At 64.6% G+C, this 16,694-nt stretch carries 14 protein-coding genes, 1 tRNA gene, 2 rRNA genes and 1 pseudogene; 5 read left to right on the top strand and 13 right to left on the bottom strand.

Going from position 1 to position 16,694, the window contains the following annotated elements:
* Positions 1-339: 339 nt before the first annotated feature.
* The 3 genes from MVG78_RS01750 to MVG78_RS01740 all read left to right on the top strand — a co-directional run bounded on the left by MVG78_RS01750 (position 340) and on the right by MVG78_RS01740 (position 3,526).
* A 23S ribosomal RNA gene (locus MVG78_RS01750) occupies positions 340-3,082 on the top strand.
* 196 nt (positions 3,083-3,278) lie between these two features.
* A 5S ribosomal RNA gene (rrf, locus tag MVG78_RS01745) occupies positions 3,279-3,393 on the top strand.
* Positions 3,394-3,449: 56 nt separating this feature from the next.
* Positions 3,450-3,526 (top strand) — tRNA-Met (locus tag MVG78_RS01740).
* Here MVG78_RS01740 and MVG78_RS01735 read toward each other — a convergent pair.
* The 5 genes from MVG78_RS01735 to MVG78_RS01715 all read right to left on the bottom strand — a co-directional run bounded on the left by MVG78_RS01735 (position 3,483) and on the right by MVG78_RS01715 (position 7,491).
* Entirely contained in the window at positions 3,483-5,180 is a 1,698-nt protein-coding gene (locus tag MVG78_RS01735) for a recombinase family protein (protein ID WP_247560251.1), read from the bottom strand. The two genes, MVG78_RS01740 and MVG78_RS01735, sit on opposite strands and share 44 nt — an antisense overlap.
* Positions 5,181-5,206: 26 nt before the next feature.
* The gene (locus MVG78_RS01730; protein WP_247557703.1) at positions 5,207-5,479 is read right to left on the bottom strand and encodes a hypothetical protein; all 273 of its coding nucleotides are present in this window, start codon (positions 5,477-5,479) and stop codon (positions 5,207-5,209) included.
* A 124-nt stretch (positions 5,480-5,603) separates the two neighbouring features.
* A protein-coding gene (locus MVG78_RS01725) for an IS3 family transposase (RefSeq protein WP_226945907.1) occupies positions 5,604-6,832 on the bottom strand; the annotation gives its coding sequence in 2 pieces (ribosomal slippage) (positions 5,604-6,517 and positions 6,517-6,832; 1,230 coding nt in all).
* Between the two features lie 128 nt (positions 6,833-6,960).
* Complete coding sequence (locus tag MVG78_RS01720; RefSeq protein ID WP_247557701.1) at positions 6,961-7,215, bottom strand: type II toxin-antitoxin system prevent-host-death family antitoxin; 255 nt, start codon at positions 7,213-7,215, stop codon at positions 6,961-6,963.
* Between the two features lie 66 nt (positions 7,216-7,281).
* Positions 7,282-7,491 (bottom strand): hypothetical protein, encoded by a 210-nt coding sequence (locus tag MVG78_RS01715; RefSeq protein WP_247557700.1) that lies wholly within the window; start codon positions 7,489-7,491, stop codon positions 7,282-7,284.
* Between the two features lie 148 nt (positions 7,492-7,639).
* Here MVG78_RS01715 and MVG78_RS01710 point away from each other — a divergent pair, with 148 nt between their 5' ends.
* Positions 7,640-7,870 carry a DUF6429 family protein gene (locus tag MVG78_RS01710; protein ID WP_247557698.1) on the top strand — a complete coding sequence of 77 codons (231 nt, stop codon included), beginning with the start codon at positions 7,640-7,642 and terminating at the stop codon, positions 7,868-7,870.
* Positions 7,871-7,893: 23 nt separating this feature from the next.
* Here MVG78_RS01710 and MVG78_RS01705 read toward each other — a convergent pair whose 3' ends face one another.
* Positions 7,894-8,196 (bottom strand): DNA -binding domain-containing protein, encoded by a 303-nt coding sequence (locus tag MVG78_RS01705; protein ID WP_247557696.1) that lies wholly within the window; start codon positions 8,194-8,196, stop codon positions 7,894-7,896.
* A 530-nt stretch (positions 8,197-8,726) separates the two neighbouring features.
* Between MVG78_RS01705 and MVG78_RS01700 the strand changes: the two genes are divergently transcribed.
* Positions 8,727-9,668, top strand: coding sequence for an IS630 family transposase (locus MVG78_RS01700; RefSeq protein ID WP_247558396.1), 942 nt, complete (start codon positions 8,727-8,729; stop codon positions 9,666-9,668).
* Here MVG78_RS01700 and MVG78_RS01695 read toward each other — a convergent pair.
* The 7 genes and pseudogenes from MVG78_RS01695 to trbE all read right to left on the bottom strand — a co-directional run bounded on the left by MVG78_RS01695 (position 9,653) and on the right by trbE (position 16,687).
* The gene (locus MVG78_RS01695) at positions 9,653-10,102 is read right to left on the bottom strand and encodes a TraB/TrbI/VirB10 family type IV secretion system protein (RefSeq protein WP_428480726.1); all 450 of its coding nucleotides are present in this window, start codon (positions 10,100-10,102) and stop codon (positions 9,653-9,655) included. The genes MVG78_RS01700 and MVG78_RS01695 overlap by 16 nt on opposite strands.
* Entirely contained in the window at positions 10,099-11,100 is a 1,002-nt protein-coding gene (gene trbG, locus MVG78_RS01690; protein WP_247557694.1) for a P-type conjugative transfer protein TrbG, read from the bottom strand. The genes MVG78_RS01695 and trbG overlap by 4 nt, the downstream gene beginning before the upstream one ends.
* On the bottom strand, positions 11,097-11,780 hold the full coding sequence (trbF, locus tag MVG78_RS01685) for a conjugal transfer protein TrbF (protein WP_428480793.1): 684 nt from the start codon (positions 11,778-11,780) through the stop codon (positions 11,097-11,099). The genes trbG and trbF overlap by 4 nt, the downstream gene beginning before the upstream one ends.
* A gap of 2 nt (positions 11,781-11,782) precedes the next feature.
* Positions 11,783-13,141, bottom strand: a pseudogene (gene trbL / locus MVG78_RS01680) (P-type conjugative transfer protein TrbL).
* A 3-nt stretch (positions 13,142-13,144) separates the two neighbouring features.
* Positions 13,145-13,432: a putative entry exclusion protein TrbK-alt gene (trbK-alt, locus tag MVG78_RS01675; protein ID WP_247557690.1), complete on the bottom strand. Its 288-nt coding sequence runs from the start codon at positions 13,430-13,432 to the stop codon at positions 13,145-13,147.
* A 19-nt stretch (positions 13,433-13,451) separates the two neighbouring features.
* Positions 13,452-14,234, bottom strand: a complete 783-nt coding sequence (gene trbJ / locus MVG78_RS01670) for a P-type conjugative transfer protein TrbJ (RefSeq protein ID WP_247557688.1) — start codon at positions 14,232-14,234, stop codon at positions 13,452-13,454.
* Entirely contained in the window at positions 14,231-16,687 is a 2,457-nt protein-coding gene (gene trbE / locus MVG78_RS01665; RefSeq protein ID WP_247557686.1) for a conjugal transfer protein TrbE, read from the bottom strand. Before trbE ends, trbJ begins: the two co-directional genes overlap by 4 nt.
* Positions 16,688-16,694 lie beyond the last annotated feature (7 nt).

Genomic DNA, 16,694 nt, shown 5'->3' with positions numbered 1-16,694 from the left:
AGAGAGACCGGCCGGTGCGAGTTGGCGTGAGCAGTGAAACCCCACACGGTTCAAACCGTGCCCGCGCGAAGCCGCGCCGCCTGGAGAGGCGGCGAGGTGCCAGGCGGGACGGGGGAGCGGTGATCTTTCACAGGGTGAATAGGATCTGGCACGTCGACAAGGCCAGGACGCAAAGCAGGCCGCCGCAAGGCTGGCGGGCGGAGCGCGATGGCGTGAGACGACGTGTCTGAGAGAGCAAGTTATCGAGTGAATGAGTGTGAGTGACTGAGCGAGTGCCTCGGTGACGCTCGTCACCCGTCCGGTGCGCCTTGGTTCTGCGCGCGGGCGGTGGCGGGAGAGATAGAGTGACAAAAGGGCGTTCGGTGGATGCCTTGGCGCCAAGAGGCGATGAAGGACGTGGCACGCTGCGAAAAGCCGCGGGGAGATGCGAGCGATCGTTGATCCGCGGATGTCCGAATGGGGAAACCCCTCCCGCATGGGAGATCCTGTCCTGAATCCATAGGGGCAGGAGGCGAACCCGGGGAACTGAAACATCTCAGTACCCGGAGGAAAAGACATCAACAGAGATTCCGCGAGTAGTGGCGAGCGAAAGCGGAGCAGGCCAGTGATTGTGTGAGAAGAAGCCGAACGGTCTCGAAAGGCCGGCCAGAGCGGGTGATAGCCCCGTAGGCGTAGTGTCTCAGGCAATCCTCGAGTAGGGCGGGGCACGTGAAACCCTGTCTGAACGTGGGGGGACCACCCTCCAAGCCTAAATACTCCTTGGCGACCGATAGTGCACAAGTACCGTGAGGGAAAGGTGAAAAGCACCCCGACGAGGGGAGTGAAAGAGACCTGAAACCGAGCGCCTACAAGCAGTCGGAGCACCCTTGAGGTGTGACGGCGTACCTTTTGTATAATGGGTCCGCGAGTTTCTGTTGGCAGCAAGCTTAAGCCGAGAGGTGTAGGCGCAGCGAAAGCGAGTCTGATAAGGGCGCTTGAGTTGCCGGCAGAAGACCCGAAACCGAGTGATCTAGCCATGGCCAGGTTGAAGGTGGGGTAACACCCACTGGAGGACCGAACCCACGCCTGTTGAAAAAGTCGGGGATGAGCTGTGGCTAGGGGTGAAAGGCCAATCAAACTCGGAAATAGCTGGTTCTCCGCGAAATCTATTGAGGTAGATCGTCGTCCGATTACCTTCGGAGGTAGAGCACCGGAAGGGCTAGGGGGGCCCAAAGCCCTACCAAACCCTACCGAACTCCGAATGCCGAAGAGTACAGGACGGCAGACAGACAGTGGGTGCTAAGGTCCATTGTCGAGAGGGAAACAGCCCAGACCACCAGCTAAGGCCCCCAAATCGTGGCTAAGTGGGAAAGCATGTGAGACGGCCAAAACAACCAGGAGGTTGGCTTAGAAGCAGCCATCCTTTAAAGAAAGCGTAATAGCTCACTGGTCTAATAGCTGTCTTGCGGCGAAAATGTAACGGGGCTCAAGCCACGTGCCGAAGCTGTGGATGCATGCGCAAGCATGCGTGGTAGCGGAGCGTTCCGTAGGCCTGCGAAGGCAGACCCGTGAGGGCTGCTGGAGGTATCGGAAGTGCGAATGCGGACATGAGTAGCGATAAACAGGGTGAGAACCCCTGTCGCCGAAAGTCCAAGGGTTCCTGCGCAAGGTCAATCCGCGCAGGGTGAGCCGGCCCCTAAGGCGAGGGCGAAAGCCGTAGTCGATGGGAACCAGGTGAATAGTCCTGGGCCTGACAGACGTGACGGCTGCGAAATTCCGTCATCCCTTATCGGATTGGGATGGCGGCTGGAGCAGCCCAGGAAATAGCGCTGTCGATAAGACCGTACCCGAAACCGACACAGGTGGACTGGTTGAGAATACCGAGGCGCTTGAGAGAACCATGCTGAAGGAACTAGGCAAATTACTCGCGTAACTTCGGGATAAGCGAGACCCGCCGCTGGGCAACCAGAGGCGGGTGGCACAGACCAGGGGGTAGCGACTGTTTAGTAAAAACACAGGGCTCTGCGAAATCGAGAGATGACGTATAGGGTCTGACACCTGCCCGGTGCCGGAAGGTCAAGGGGAGATGTGCAAGCATCGAACCGAAGCCCCGGTAAACGGCGGCCGTAACTATAACGGTCCTAAGGTAGCGAAATTCCTTGTCGGGTAAGTTCCGACCTGCACGAATGGTGTAACGACTTCCCCACTGTCTCCAGCATGGACTCAGCGAAATTGAATTCCCCGTGAAGATGCGGGGTACCCGTGGTCAGACGGAAAGACCCTATGAACCTTTACTGCAGCTTCGCAGTGGTGCCAGGAAGGAACTGTGTAGGATAGGTGGGAGCCATCGAAACCCGGGCGCCAGCTCAGGTGGAGGCAACCTTGAAATACCACCCTGTTTCTTTCTGGCATCTCACTGAGCCCGGTCAGCCCGGGCCAGGACCCTGCGTGGTGGGCAGTTTGACTGGGGCGGTCGCCTCCCAAAGTGTAACGGAGGCGCGCGATGGTGGGCTCAGGCCGGTCGGACATCGGCTGTTGAGTGCAAAGGCATAAGCCCGCCTGACTGCGAGCGCGACAGCGCGAGCAGAGACGAAAGTCGGCCTTAGTGATCCGGTGGTCCCGCGTGGAAGGGCCATCGCTCAACGGATAAAAGGTACTCTAGGGATAACAGGCTGATCTCCCCCAAGAGTCCACATCGACGGGGAGGTTTGGCACCTCGATGTCGGCTCATCGCATCCCGGGGCTGGAGCAGGTCCCAAGGGTTCGGCTGTTCGCCGATTAAAGCGGTACGTGAGCTGGGTTTAGAACGTCGTGAGACAGTTCGGTCCCTATCTGCCATGGGTGTTGGAGACTTGCGAGGATCTGTCCCTAGTACGAGAGGACCGGGATGGACGCACCTCTGGTGCACCGGTTGTGGCGCCAGCCGCATCGCCGGGTAGCTAAGTGCGGAACGGATAACCGCTGAAGGCATCTAAGCGGGAAACCAGCCTCAAAACCAGGTCTCCCCAAGGGCCGTGGAAGACCACCACGTCGATAGGTCGCAGGTGGAAGTGCAGCAATGCATGCAGCCGAGCGATCCTAATCGCCCGATCGAACTCCATCTCCCCCACACCGCAGCCCCCCTCAACAAGGGGACACCGCGCGCAGCACCAAAGCGCACCCGCTCACCACACACACTCACACACCCACCCAACACGCCCCCTCAGAGCAGCCCGCACGCCACAACAGCAGCCTGCCCCAGATCCCCCCATCACCCCAGCATCTGGTCGTACACACTACACCCGGTTCCCATCCGGTGGCCTGGTGGCCCTAGCGAGGCTGCCACACCCGATCCCATCCCGAACTCGGCCGTGAAACGCCTCAGCGCCCATGGTACTGCGTCTCAAGACGCGGGAGAGTCGGTCGCCGCCAGGCCGCCCGATGGGAACCCAATCACAACTTACGACCAGTTCAGCACACTCAGATCCCAACGCGGGGTGGAGCAGCCCGGTAGCTCGTCAGGCTCATAACCTGAAGGTCACAGGTTCAAATCCTGTCCCCGCATCCACCGATACCGACAAACCCGTAGCATCCGCTGCGGGTTTTGTCGTTTTTGCAACCTTTCCAATGGCTTGACGCTCTGTCCATTCGAGGATCGTCGCAAGATCGCCGTGCAGCGTGGCGTAGATTTCCCCGCGTTCCGGGCCGGGAGTCAGCACGATCTTCTCGATCAGGGCGCGCAAATCCTGCGACGCTTCCTGCCGCTCTTCCTTCCGGTTGAGGGCCTTCGTCAGAGCGACGACCTTCTTCGCGTAGATGGCCGAAGCACTCGGCAGAATGTCCGGCGTGTCCGCCGGCGCATCGGCGAGCAGAGCCGTCAGTTCCTCTTTCCGCGCTTCCAGCCCGGTCATCTTCTCCTTCATCGACGGATGATACATGCCGTCTGCAATGGCCTCGACGAGTTGCGCGATCTGCTTCTCGACCTTCACCAGCTCGGCCTTCCAGACATCACCGTTCGAGCGGCGTTCGCGGTTGAGCCGGTTCGTCTCTTCCGCATAGGCACGCATGGCGTCCTCGACGATCTCCGGCGCCATCATCCGGTCCTTGAGGCCGGTGAGAACGCGGCTCTCCAGTTCCTCGCGTGCGATGCCCCGGCTGTTGGAACAGGAACCCTTGCTGACGTGGTTCGAGCAGGCGAAGCGGTCGGCCCCACGCAGCGAGTAGGGGCCACCGCAGCAGCCGCAGAACACCAGCCCCGACAGAAGCGACTTCGGACGCCGCGCGCCGTTCAGCCGGTTCTTCTTGTGGTGTGCGCGCACAGCCTCGGTGACGTTGGCGAACTTCTCGGCAATCACCCCCTGCCGCTCACGCACGGCCTGCCACAGTTCATCATCGACGATCCGCAGTTCGGGAACGTCCTTGACGATCCACTCCGATTCCGGGTTCAGCCGCGAGACACGCTTTCCGGTCGAGGGGTCCTTGATGTAGCGCAGCCGGTTCCAGATCAGGCGGCCGATGTAGAGTTCATTGTTTACGAGGCCGGTTCCGCGCTTCACATGCCCACGGATGGTCGTATCGCTCCAGAGCTTGCCATGCGGGCCGGGCACACCCTCTTCGTTCAGCGTGCGGGCAATCGTGCGCGGGCCGATGCCAGCGGCGAAGTCGCGGAAAATGTGCCGCACGACATTGGCCTCAGCTTCATCGATCTCGCGGTCGCCCCGGATCGGATCGCCGCGCGAGTCCAACTGCTTCACCACCTTGTAGCCGTAGCACAGCCCGCCGCCCGACTTGCCTTCCTCAACACGGCCACGAATGCCGCGATGCGTCTTGGCCGCGAGGTCTTTGAGGAACAGCGCATTCATCGTGCCCTTGAGGCCGACATGAAGCTCGCTGATCTCACCCTCGGCCAGAGTGACGATGGGCACGCCGGCGAACTTGAGGTGTTTGTAGAAGGTGGCGACATCGGCCTGATCGCGGCTGATGCGATCCAGCGCCTCGGCCAGCACCACATCGAATTGGCCCGCCTGCGCGTCCTGCAACAGCGCCTGAATGCCGGGGCGCAGGATCATGCTCGCCCCGGAGATGCCCGCGTCCTTGTAGGTGCCGATAACCATCCACTTCTCGCGCTTGGCCTGCTCGCGACAGATGCGGAACTGGTCGTCAATCGACGCCTCGCGCTGATTGTCGGAGGAATAGCGGGCGTAGAGGGCAACGCGGGTCATCGGCCGGTCCTTTCAAAACTCCATGGTCAGCGGCGTACGGCGCCGCTCTTCTTCGCACGGGCCAGTTCGAGGAAGCTGGCCCTGATTTTCGCAAACAGCCCCGGCGGGATGAAGCCGTAGGCGAACTCGCCCCGCTTGCCGGGAACCGGCGACAGCCCGCCATTGGGCCATTCGTCGATGTTATGCTCCGACACGATCACCCAGCTCGGTGCATCGTCGAGGCCGATGGCCTGCTTGACCTTCGCCGGGATCTCGATGCCGACCGTATCGCCGGAGGGCGGCGTGTGCGTGATCGGCAACAGCACCACATGACGGGGGCGGACAAGCGCATCGGTCGCGGCAACGAGGCAGGCCGGGCGGTCCTTGCCCTGATCCTGGCCGGCGGCGGCCTCATGTGGCCTTGCCCCACTTTCACGGACACTGTTACGCGGCTGATGCCGCTGTTTGGAATGTCGCTGCCTTCTGCTCGGGGGTGAGATAGCCGAGCGCCGAATGCAGGCGGCGTCGATTGTAGAAGCCCTCCAGATACTGGAACACGTCGGCCCTGGCCTCGTCGCGAGTGAGGTAGTCGCGCTGCTCGACGAGTTCGCCCTTCAGGGTGGCATAGAAGCTCTCCATCGGCGCGTTGTCCCAGCAGTTCCCCTTGCGGCTCATCGAGCAGAGCATGCCGTGCTCGGCGAGCCGGCGGCGATAGCCATGGGCGGCATATTGCACGCCGCGATCCGCATGGTGCAGGAGGCCAGGGGCGGGCCGTCGGCAGGCGATCGCCATGTCGAGTGCGGCCAGGGCGAGTTCGTGGCCGAGGTGGTCCGCCATGGCCCAGCCGACCACGCGGCGCGTGCACAGGTCCAGCACCACGGCCAAGTACAGCCAGCCCTCGGCGGTCCACAGATAGGTCAGATCGGCCAGCCAGACCCGGTCGGGCGCGGCGGCCGTGAAGTCGCGATCGAGCAGGTTGGGGGCGACCGGGAAGGCATGCCGGCTGTCGGTGGTGCACCGGAACCGGCGACCACGCCGTGCCGACAGCCCCATGCCGCGCATCAGCCGCGCCACCCGCTTGCGGCCAACCCGCCGTCCTTGGGCGCGCAGCGCGGCATGCACGCGCGGGCTGCCGTAGCGGCCACGGCTGTCGGCGTGCGTGGCCCGGATCTCGGCTGCGAGGACCCGGTCGGCCGCCGCCTGCCTGCTCTCCGGCCGGCGAGCCCAGTCGTAATAGCCGCTGCGGCTCACGCCCAGCACCTCGCACAGGATGGCAACCGGAAAGACGGCGACGTGATCGCGAATGAAGCCATAGCTCACCTCCGGTCCGTCGCCTGGCCGAAGATGAGCGCCGCTCGCTTTAAGATGTCGCGCTCCATGCGCAACCGCTCGACCTCGCGCCGCAGCCGCCCGATCTCGGCCGCCTGCTCGGCCGGGCTCGGGCCGACGCGACGCGCCGGCGCCGCCGGTGGTGTCGGAACCGCCAGCGCCGGCGCGCCGCTCCCCACCGCCGTGCCCGTCGGCGCCCAGCGCAGCCAGCTGCGCACCAGCCGGTCCGGTAGGCCCAACTCGGCCGCCACCTGCGATACCGACCGCCCACCGCGGACCGCTGCCACCGCCTCCAGCTTGAACGCCTCCGGAAAGAACCGGCGCTTTCCGCTACCCTCTGCCATCCGTACCTCCAGGCCCTTCAGCCTATCAGAGGTGTCCGTCACAGCGGGACAGGGCCACATGTGTCCAGAGGTAATCGTAGCGGAGGACGAGGCCGGGCTTGGGTTCAGGGATCGCCACGTTGCCCGCCTTACTTCAACAGATCGTCAAGGTGGACGTGTTCCGGGTCCATCTCGGCCCGCTCCACGGCGTCGATCACCACATCGGCGGCATCCGCCGTGCGGTGCGTGCGCTGCGCGGCGGCGCGGAGCCAGTCATAGTGATCGGCGGACATCAGCACGAACTCGCGCCGCCCGTGCCGGGTGATCTCCACCGGCTCGCGCTGCGCCTGATGCTGGAACTCGCCGAACTTGCGCTGAAATTCGAGGGAGCCGACTGTCGGCATGGCAGGTATCCTTTCGATTGGGATACCTGAATTATACGTGTAATTCGTGTTATTGCAAGACTGGTGTTACGCATCCTCGCCCGCCGGGCGCTTCTTCTGCGCCCTGCGTTCCAGCACCATCTTGCGCTCGAACTGCTCGCGGGCGATCTGGCGGCCGATCAGCCGCGCAAGGGACCGGATGGCTGCATCGGCTCGGCTCGTACCGTTCCGCGCCGGCTCCGGCGCGGCCGAAGGTCCGAAGACCTCGATGCTGATCCTGTCGCGTCTGGGTGCCATCGTCTACAGTATTCCCTTGCCCGGAAGGGGCAGGGACCATCGAAGAACTACCGACGCCTGAAAGAAAAGCTCCGCATCGTAGCCGTGCGGCATATGGGATACTGTAGCGTATAATAGGGATGGTCCGTAATCGGGAGGACATCGCGCCATGGAGATCGACAAGGACAAGATCGACGATGCGATTCTCGCGCTGCTCTACCTGACGCTCGACCGTGACGGCCGTGCATGGAAGGGATTCGACTGGAGCGCGATGAACCGGCTGCACGAGAAAGGCTTCATCGGCGATCCGGTCAACAAGGCAAAATCCGTCTGGCTCACAGACGAAGGGATTACACGGTCGGAGCGACTTTTCCGCGAGATGTTCAGCGTAGAGAAGTAATCGGCACGGCCATCGAGCCCGCGTCAATGCCGATTGAGTCGGGTCTGTTCCTCGACCGCCTGTTCCAGAATCCGGCGATAGCCGGTCTTCGTCATCCACTTTGCGCGGGCCAGATGGCTTTCCCAACAATGCCGCGTGCGCGCCGGATCGGTGGTGGGATCTCGATGCAGAACGATCCGTGCCACTTCGGTCCAGTCGGCACCTTCCGCGTCCGCGTCGAGCAGGCGCAGATAGGTCACGAAATGCTCTTCGTCGTAGATGGTGATGTCGGGGCCAGTCGGGGCTTCGTCGTCGACATCGGGATCGAGTTCCGGCCTCACACGCATCGGTTCGTCTCCCTGTTTCCCTGGATGGTGTCCGCGGTGCGCCCCCGCAAACCATCCTTGTCACCCTGGTGATCGGGGAGTTCGAAACCGTCACGAAACGGCCCCGTGGCCTTTAGGCGGGTAGCCCTGGACATGCGCCACGGGCTCCCCGACCCGATGACGGACCGGGCTCCGGACAAATGGGCGGGAGCGCGGGCGCTGGCGGCGATGCTGCGCAGCCATGGGCTGACTGGAACGGCGGCCTTGCCGATCACCTACGGCTGGATGATGGGCTTTCCGCCTGGGTGGCTGACACGCGCATTGCGCTCGGCAGTCGCAAAGGGACTTCTGCGGCCAGCCTGATCGTCGAAGCCTTCGGCGACGCCGTTCTCCCGCAAATCCCCGAAGCCATCGGCCGCGCCATCCTGCGCACCGAAGCCGCGCTCAACGCGGTGTTAGAGTCTGTCAGATTGTTTCTGAATCGAGAATTGACTTCTGCGACGCGGGGCGGCCGTGATTCAAGATGGCTGCTGGATGGGAGGCCAGCGGCGATGGCTCGAGCCCTTTCCCTGGATTTGCGGATCCGTGTGGCAGCTGCGTTGGCTGGTGGGTCGACGGTTCGAGAAGCGGCGAAACGCTTTGGCGTCTCGGTCGCCAGTGCGGTACGGATTGGTCAACTTGCCCGATCCGGGCATGGTCTGGCGGCCCGCAAGGTGGGGGGCAATCGTCGGCCGAGACTGCTGGATGCGACCGAAGCATTGACCAGCCGCCTTGCGGCGAAGTCGGATTGGACCGTGCGGGCACTTGCCGCCGACCTGAAGGCCGGCGGCATCGACGTGTCGCATGACACGGTCTGGCGTTTTATGCGCCGCCAAGGCCTCACCTTCAAAAAAACTTTGCTGGCAAGCGAGACGGAACGGCCGAGCCTGGCGCGTCTGAGGGCCCGTTGGCGGACCCGTCAACATCGGTTTGATCCGGCCCGCCTGGTCTTCATTGACGAGACATGGGTGAAGACCAACATGACCCGCACACGAGGCTGGAGCCTGCGCGGGGCGCCGCTCCTGGCCAAGGTGCCGCACGGGCACTGGAAGACGCTGACGTTCCTGGCCGGATTGCGGCACGATCGCATCGTCGCCCCCTGCGTCATCGACGGACCGATCAACGGCTTGTCCTTCACAGCATGGGTGCGACAGTTCCTGCTGCCGACCCTCGGGCCGCGAGACATCGTCATCGCCGACAACCTTGGCAGTCATAAGGGAAAACCAGCCCGCGATGCGATCCGGAGCGTCGGTGCCAGGCTGCTCTTCCTGCCGCCCTACAGCCCCGACCTCAACCCGATCGAGATGGTCTTCGCCAAGCTCAAGACCCTCCTGCGAAAGGCCGATGAACGCTCCATCGATGCCACCTGGCGCAAGATCGGCGACTTGCTCTTGACCTTCACCGCCGACGAATGCGCCGCATACCTCCGCCATGCCGGCTATGCTTCTATTTGAACCTGACAGACTCTAGCCTGGAAAAAGACGTTGCTAAGCCGCGCGGCTTCTGCCTCGGCGAGACAGCGCTGTTCTTCGGGATCGACGGCGGGCGTCGTCATGACGGGCGGCGCGACCGGCTGTCCCCGATTCTGCGCGTCGAGGATCGGGCGGCCGAGGTCGCCCGGCAGCGCGGGGCCGAGCACCGGCCCGCTGTAGTCGCGCGGCAGGCCGGACAAGCCGTCCGCCGTGGGGCGGTTCTCGGTCGAATAGAGTTCGTCGCCGCCCGGCCCTGCATCGCGGGTCTGGAGCGCATAGATTAGCGCGCCGCCTATGCCGAGAAGCGCGACGGCTCCGACGCCTGCCAGCATCTTGCGGGACAGACGGGTTACGCGGGGCGGCTCAGCGCGCAGCCGCATAGGTGCGGCGGTGTCGGTGATGGTGTTGTCTCTCATGACGGGGAGTCTCCGGTCGCGCTGGCGGGCTGCGTGGCGGCGGCCTGCGTCGGGTTGATGCGGACGATCCTGACGACCTGCTGGCGGTTGCCGCTGCCAAGGCGCAGCTCGGCCGCGGCGAACAGACGGTCCACGATCAGGACGTTCTGGTGGATGCGGGAATTGACGATCTGCGGCTCGCCGTTCGATCCGAGCACGAAGATCGGCGGCATCTCGCCCTGCACGATCCCGGCCGGGAAGACGACATAGACGCGCCTGCCATCGTCGAAGACGGAAATCGGCCGCCATGGCGGGTTGTCGCCCTGCACCTGCAACCCATAGCGATAGTTCCGGGCGGCTTCGGCCGGGATGACCGGCGCGGTCGGAACCGTCTGGCGCTGGCCGGCAGGCGGTGCGGGATAGGCCCATGCCACGGCCGGCATGTAGAGCGCGTCGCGCGCGTGCAGCTCGATCATGTAAATGCGCCTGTCGGTGGTGACGACGAGGTTCGTCGAGATGTCCGGCCGTGTCGGCTTCGCGAGGATATGGACACGGCGGTTTGCGCCGCTGCCGCTCTCGGTGTCGCCGATAATCCACCTTGTCGTATCGCCGGCCGCGATCGGCCCCGCGCCTGTCAGGCTTTCGCCCGGCTCCAGCGCAATGGTGGTGATCTGCCCGACTGCGGCATAGACCTGATAGAGCGCGCCTTCCGACCACGGATAAATCTGGATGGCGTTGTAGTAGCCTTCCCGGCGCGGCTCGACGCGGGCGGCTGCGTTGGCGTTCTCGACGCGGCCGGTCGGCGTGCCGGCAGCTTCACCGCCGCGCGCCACGGTCCATGCCGGGGGCACATGCAACGGCCGAGGCGTGTCGTTGGTGACGGCCGCCTGCACTGTCGGCAGCGGCGGCACGCTGTCGTCATAGCTGAATTGCGGCGTCCGGTTGGTGGCGCAGCCTGCGAGCATGGTGACTGACACCAGCACAGCCGCGATTATCGGGGTGCGGGTGATCGTCCTCATTGGCTCATCTCCCGCGACCACGAAATTGCGTTGACGTAGATGCCGAGCGGATTGGCGCGCAGGCTCTCGGCGTCGCGCGGCGGCTGGATGACGATGGTGAGAATGGCCGTCCATCGTTCCGTGGTGGAAAGCTGTCCGTTCTCGAAATGGCGTTCCGTCCACGCCACGCGGAAACTGTTTGGGGACGCCCGAATGACGCTCGACACCTCGACGGCGACCTGCTGGCGGCCGACCTTGGCGAAGGGGTCATTGGCGCGGGCGTAGTCATTCAATGCCGCCGCGCCGCGATCCGTGGTCCACTCATAGGCGCGAAGCCAGTTCTGGTGGACAATGATGGCGTCGGCCGGGATCGCGCGGACCTGCTCGATGAAGCGGCCGAGATGGAAAGCGATCTGCGGATCGGTCGGGCGATAGTCGGCATTGGCAGGCGCGACGGTCTGCGCCTGACCGAGATTGTCCACTTGCACCACCCAGGGCACCACGGTTCCGCGCGCCGATTGCCAGACAAGAGCGGACGCGAAGCCGGCCGACAGGATCAGTGAGCCGAAGGCCATGAGCCGCCAGTTCTTCGCCTGCACGCGGGCCGAGCCGATACGCTCGTCCCACACTTGCGCAGCGCGCTGATAAGGCGTCTCGGGTTCCGGCGTCTTGCCGTAATGGGTCGTTGGTCGTTTGAAGATGCTCATGAGCGCTCACTTTCGGAAAGGTTGATGGAAGAGCCGCCGCCGTGACCGTCGCCGGAGCGCACCGCATGGGCGGCCATGGTGACGCCATGGTTCACGGCTTGCGAACGCTGCATGCGCCGCGCCCAGCCGGGGGGACTGCCGGCCGGGGAAGACGGCGCGGCTGCGGCTTCGGGGGCGCCACCGCCCGCCGTGCCGGCGGTGGATGTTCCGCCAGTCACGCCGAAGGCGGCGCGCGCCATCGGAGAAGCTGGATTTGACGCTTTCGGATGCCTTGGAGGCAGCGCGCTTCAAGGGAGAGGCAGCGGCGGAGCCTGCGGCGCGGGCGACACCGCCGAGGCCGGACGCGACGCCCGCCGCACCCGACTGGCCGAGCGAACCCATGCTGTAGGCGGCCGAGGCCGCGCCTGCCGTGGCCGCGCCGCCGCGAACAGCCGCGGCTCCACCGGACAGGGCGGCGGCGCCCCCTTTACGGCGAGACCTGCTGCCCCGCCTGCGGCAAGGGCTGCGCCGCCAACCGCGAGACCAGTGCCAACGGCTGCGCCAGCGCCAAGCTGCGGGCCGCCTGAGACGAGACCGGAAGCGATGCCAGGGCCGAAGATGCCGAGGCCGAGCAGCGAGAGCGCGGCCAGCACGATCGCCATGGCGTCGTCGATGGTCGGCGTCGCACCGCCGAAGCCTGCGGTAAATTGCGAAAACAGCGTCGAGCCGATGCCGATGATGACGGCGAGCACCAGCACCTTGATGCCGGAGCTGATGACGTTGCCCAGGACGCGCTCGGCCATGAACGCCGTCTTCCCGAACAGGCCGAACGGGATCAAAACGAACCCCGCCAAGGTGGTCAGTTTGAACTCGATGAGGGTGACGAAGAGCTGGACGGCGAGGATGAAGAAGGCGAGCAGAACCAGCGCCCAAGCGAACAATAAGCACGCGATCTGGATGAAATTCTCGAAGAAGCTCCAATAGCCCATCAGGTCTGAGATGGAGTCGAGCAGCGGACGGCCGGCGTCGAGGCCGGTCTGGGCCACACGGCCGGGCCGCATCAGGTCGGCGGCGGAAAAGCTGGTGCCGGAGGCTTTCAGGCCGAGGCCGGCGAAGCTCTCGAAGACGATCTTCGCCAGATTGTTCCAGTTGCCGATGATGTAGGCGAAGGCTCCAACGAAAAGGGTCTTCTTGACCAGGCGGGCGATGATGTCGTCGTCGGCGCCCCAGCTCCAGAACAGCGCGGCCAGCGTTACGTCGATGACGATCAAGGTGGTGGCGATGAAGGCCACTTCACCGCCGAGCAGACCGAATCCGCTGTCGATGTAGGACGTGAAGACCCCAAGGAAATTGTCGATGACGCCGGTGCCGCCCATGGATCACTGTCCCCCGTTCTGGTGCGGGGCGGCGGGCACCGGCGTCCGGCCGAGAAAGCGGTCGCGGTTCTCGGCCCAAGTAGAGAGGCAGCCGGGATCGCTCGCGGCCGCCTCGCCAAGCCGCTGGCAACGGCGCAGGCTCTGGCGCAGCGGATCGGCGGAAGGCTGGAGCTGCGGCGCGGTCGTGACCGCTTCAGGTTCGTCCTTGCGGGTCATCTCGATCACCGTGGCGGTAATCGCGATGGCCACGAATATGATCGCGCCCAGCCGGGCGAGCACCTTGCCGTCCATGTCGCGCCCCTCCCGTCGTTTAATTGTTGCCGTTGCCGAACATCTGCGCGTTACCCGGCTGGTAGCCGCTGCCGGGCGTCAGGAAGCGCTCACGTTGGACGCGGCCCTGCTCGGCGGCGGTGGCGCGTTCGGCTTCGATCAGCGCCTCCGACCGGCCATTGGCCGACATCAGCGCGATGAGATCGGAAAGCTGTTGCGACTGGAGGGCGAGAAGCTGGTTGCCGGCCTGCGTGGCCTGCAATGCGCCGGTGGCGCCCTGGCTCTGGCCGACAAGCGCGGACATCTCGGCGCGGTTGGCGTCGATGTTGCCGACCGCGCCCGCCTGCACGCGCATGGCGTCCTGCAAGCCGCCGACCGTGTTCTCCCACCGGCTGCGCGCATCGGCGACAAGCTGGGCGTCTGTCGCCGAAAGCGAGACGTTGCCGTATTTCTGCTGGAACGCCTGGTCGATCTGCCCGACCTCGAACGCGATATTCTGCGCTTGGCCGAGAAGCTGCTGCGTGCGCTGCACGTTCTGCTGAAGCTGCTGGAGCGAGGAATACGGCAGGCTCGCCAGATTGCGTGCCTGATTGATGAGCATCTGCGCCTCGTTCTGGAGGCTCTGAATCTGATTGTTGATCTGCTCCAGCGTGCGTGCGGCCGTAAGCACGTTCTGCGCATAGTTGGACGGGTCATAGACGATGCGGCCGAAACCGAATTGCGCATGGGCCGGGCTTGCCAGCATGGGCGAAAGCGCGACGGGTGCGGCGAGAACCGCCGCCGCGATCAGAGCGGCGCGAGGGTTCGGGAAGCGGATAATCATCGTATGGGCTCCTTTTCAGGCTGGGGGATGAGATTGGTGAGGTTGGGGATCAGGTCGGCCGCCCAATCGACGCCGCGCGTCCGTAGCCATGCGGCGAGGAAGCCGTCGCGGCCGGCCTCAGTGACGATCTGCGCAATGAGCGTCTGGTCGGATTTGGCGGATGCCGCGCATAGGGCGAGGCCGACTTCCGACAGACCGAGCTCGAACAGGCGATTGCCCCTGCGGCTTTGGCAGTAGTAATCCCGTTTGGGCGTGGCCCTTGCGAGGATTTCGATCTGGCGGTCATTGAGGCCGAAGCGGCGATAGATGGCCGTGATCTGCGGTTCGATGGCGCGCTCGTTCGGCAGCAGGAGCCGCGTCGGGCAGCTTTCGATGATGGCGGGCGCGATGTTGCTGCCGTCAATGTCGGACAGGCTTTGCGTGGCGAAGATGACGCTGGCGTTTTTCTTGCGCAGCGTTTTCAGCCGTTCGCGGAGCTGGCCGGCGAAACCCTCGTCGTCCAGCGCAAGCCAGCCCTCGTCGATGATGAGCAGTGTGGGGCGTCCGTCGAGCCGGTCGCCGATGCGGTGGAATAGGTAGGACAACACGGCCGGGGCCGCGCCGGTCCCGACAAGGCCCTCGATCTCGAAGGCTTGCACATCGGCCGAGCCGAGATGTTCAGCCTCGGCGTCGAGCAGCCGGCCATAGGCACCGCCGACGCAGAACGGGCGCAATGCTTGCTTCAAGTCGTTCGACTGGAGCAGCACGGCAAGGCCGGTGATGGTGCGTTCCTCGACCGGCGCGGAAGTCAGCGAAGTCAGCGCCGTCCAAAGATATTCCTTCACCTCGGGGGTGATGGCGATGCCTTCGCGCATGAGGATGGCGGCGATCCAGTCCGCCGCCCATGCGCGTTCATAGGTGTCGTGGATGCGGGCAAGCGGCTGGAGCGAGACGGCGCTATCTGCCCCTTCTGTCAGCCCGCCGCCGAGGTCGTGCCAGTCGCCGCCCATGGCGAGCGACGCGGCGCGGATCGAACCGCCGAAGTCGAAGGCGAAGACCTGCGATCCCGCGTAGCGTCGGAATTGCAAGGCCATAAGGGCCAGCAGCACGGATTTGCCCGCACCCGTGGGGCCGACGACAAGGGTATGGCCTACGTCGCCGACATGGAGGGATAACCGGAACGGGGTTGAGCCTTCGGTCCTGGCGTAAAGCAATGGAGCGTCGCCGAAATGCTCGTCCCGTTCCGGCCCCGCCCACACCGCTGAAAGCGGGATCATGTGGGCGAGATTCAATGTGCTGATGGGCGGCTGTCGGACATTCGCGTAGGCATGTCCGGGCAGGCTGCCGAGCCATGCGTCAACCGCGTTGACGCTCTCGGGCATGGCGGTGAAGTCGCGGCCCTGAACGATCTTCTCGACGAGGCGCAGCTTCTCGTCGGCTAGGCGCGGGTCGGCATCCCATACGGTGACGGTCGCCGTGACATAGGCCATGCCCGCCATATCCGCGCCGAGTTCCTGCAACGCCATGTCGGCATCGAGCGCCTTGTTCGCGGCGTCGGTGTCCACGAGGGCGGACGCCTCGTTCGTCATCACTTCCTTGAGGATCGCGGCGATGCTCTTGCGCCTGGTGAACCATTGCCGCCTGATCTTGGTGAGCAGCCGCGTGGCGTCGGTCTTGTCGAGCAGGATCGCGCGCGTGCTCCAGCGATACGGAAACGGCAGCCGATTCATCTCGTCGAGCAGGCCCGGCGTTGTCGCGGTGGGAAATCCCACGATGATCAGGACGCGGAGATGCTGGTCGCCCAAGCGCGGCTCCAGCCCGCCGGTCAAGGGCTGGTCGGCCAACAGCGCGTCAAGGTGCATCGGCACCTCGGGCACGCGCACGCGATGCCGGTTGGTCGAGATGGTGGAATGGAGATAGGTCAGCGTCGCGCCGTCATCCATCCAGCGGCACTCGGGCATGAAGCCGTCGAGCAAAGCCAGCACGCGGTCGGTGCGGTCGATGAAGCCGCGCAGCAGCTCCCAGGGGTCCACACCCGTTTTCTCGCGGCCCTCGTAGAGCCATGTTTCAGCGCGGGCGGCTTCCTCGGCCGGGGGCAGATAGAGGAAGGTCAGGAAGTAGCCCGACACGAAATGCGTGCCTGCTTCCTCGAAACCGGCCTTGCGCTCGGCATCGACCAGCGCCGATGCGGGATCGGGAAAGGTGCTGTCGGGATAGGTCGCGGCCTCGCTGCGCTGCGCCTCGACGAAGATGCTCCAGCCGGAGCCGAGACGGCGCACGGCATTGTTGATGCGGCCGGCGACGGCGACCAGTTCGGCGGCGACAGCGGAATCCAGATCGGGACCGCGAAACTTCGCCGTCCTCTGAAAACTGCCGTCCTTGTTCAGGACGACGCCGGAGCCGACCAGCGCGGCCCATGGCAGATAATCGGCGAGCCGAGTGGCCGTGCGGCGGTATTCTGCAAGGTTCATCATCGACGCG

This window comes from Roseomonas gilardii subsp. gilardii, from assembly GCF_023078375.1.
Taxonomy (GTDB): domain Bacteria; phylum Pseudomonadota; class Alphaproteobacteria; order Acetobacterales; family Acetobacteraceae; genus Roseomonas; species Roseomonas gilardii.
Note: the sequence above shows the minus strand (reverse complement) of the source record. Positions and strands in the feature narration are given on the sequence as shown.

What these genes read in the sequence shown, in the direction of transcription:
- MVG78_RS01720 (WP_247557701.1), bottom strand. Translation starts at nt 7,215, where the DNA reads ATGCCGACAGTCGGCTCCCTCGAATTTCAGCGCAAGTTCGGCGAGTTC.
- trbJ (WP_247557688.1), bottom strand. Translation starts at nt 14,234, where the DNA reads ATGATTATCCGCTTCCCGAACCCTCGCGCCGCTCTGATCGCGGCGGCG.
- MVG78_RS01715 (WP_247557700.1), bottom strand. Translation starts at nt 7,491, where the DNA reads ATGGCACCCAGACGCGACAGGATCAGCATCGAGGTCTTCGGACCTTCG.
- trbK-alt (WP_247557690.1), bottom strand. Translation starts at nt 13,432, where the DNA reads ATGGACGGCAAGGTGCTCGCCCGGCTGGGCGCGATCATATTCGTGGCC.
- trbE (WP_247557686.1), bottom strand. Translation starts at nt 16,687, where the DNA reads ATGATGAACCTTGCAGAATACCGCCGCACGGCCACTCGGCTCGCCGAT.
- trbG (WP_247557694.1), bottom strand. Translation starts at nt 11,100, where the DNA reads ATGAGGACGATCACCCGCACCCCGATAATCGCGGCTGTGCTGGTGTCA.
- MVG78_RS01700 (WP_247558396.1), top strand. Translation starts at nt 8,727, where the DNA reads ATGGCTCGAGCCCTTTCCCTGGATTTGCGGATCCGTGTGGCAGCTGCG.
- MVG78_RS01710 (WP_247557698.1), top strand. Translation starts at nt 7,640, where the DNA reads ATGGAGATCGACAAGGACAAGATCGACGATGCGATTCTCGCGCTGCTC.
- MVG78_RS01695 (WP_428480726.1), bottom strand. Translation starts at nt 10,102, where the DNA reads ATGAGAGACAACACCATCACCGACACCGCCGCACCTATGCGGCTGCGC.
- MVG78_RS01705 (WP_247557696.1), bottom strand. Translation starts at nt 8,196, where the DNA reads ATGCGTGTGAGGCCGGAACTCGATCCCGATGTCGACGACGAAGCCCCG.
- MVG78_RS01735 (WP_247560251.1), bottom strand. Translation starts at nt 5,180, where the DNA reads ATGACCCGCGTTGCCCTCTACGCCCGCTATTCCTCCGACAATCAGCGC.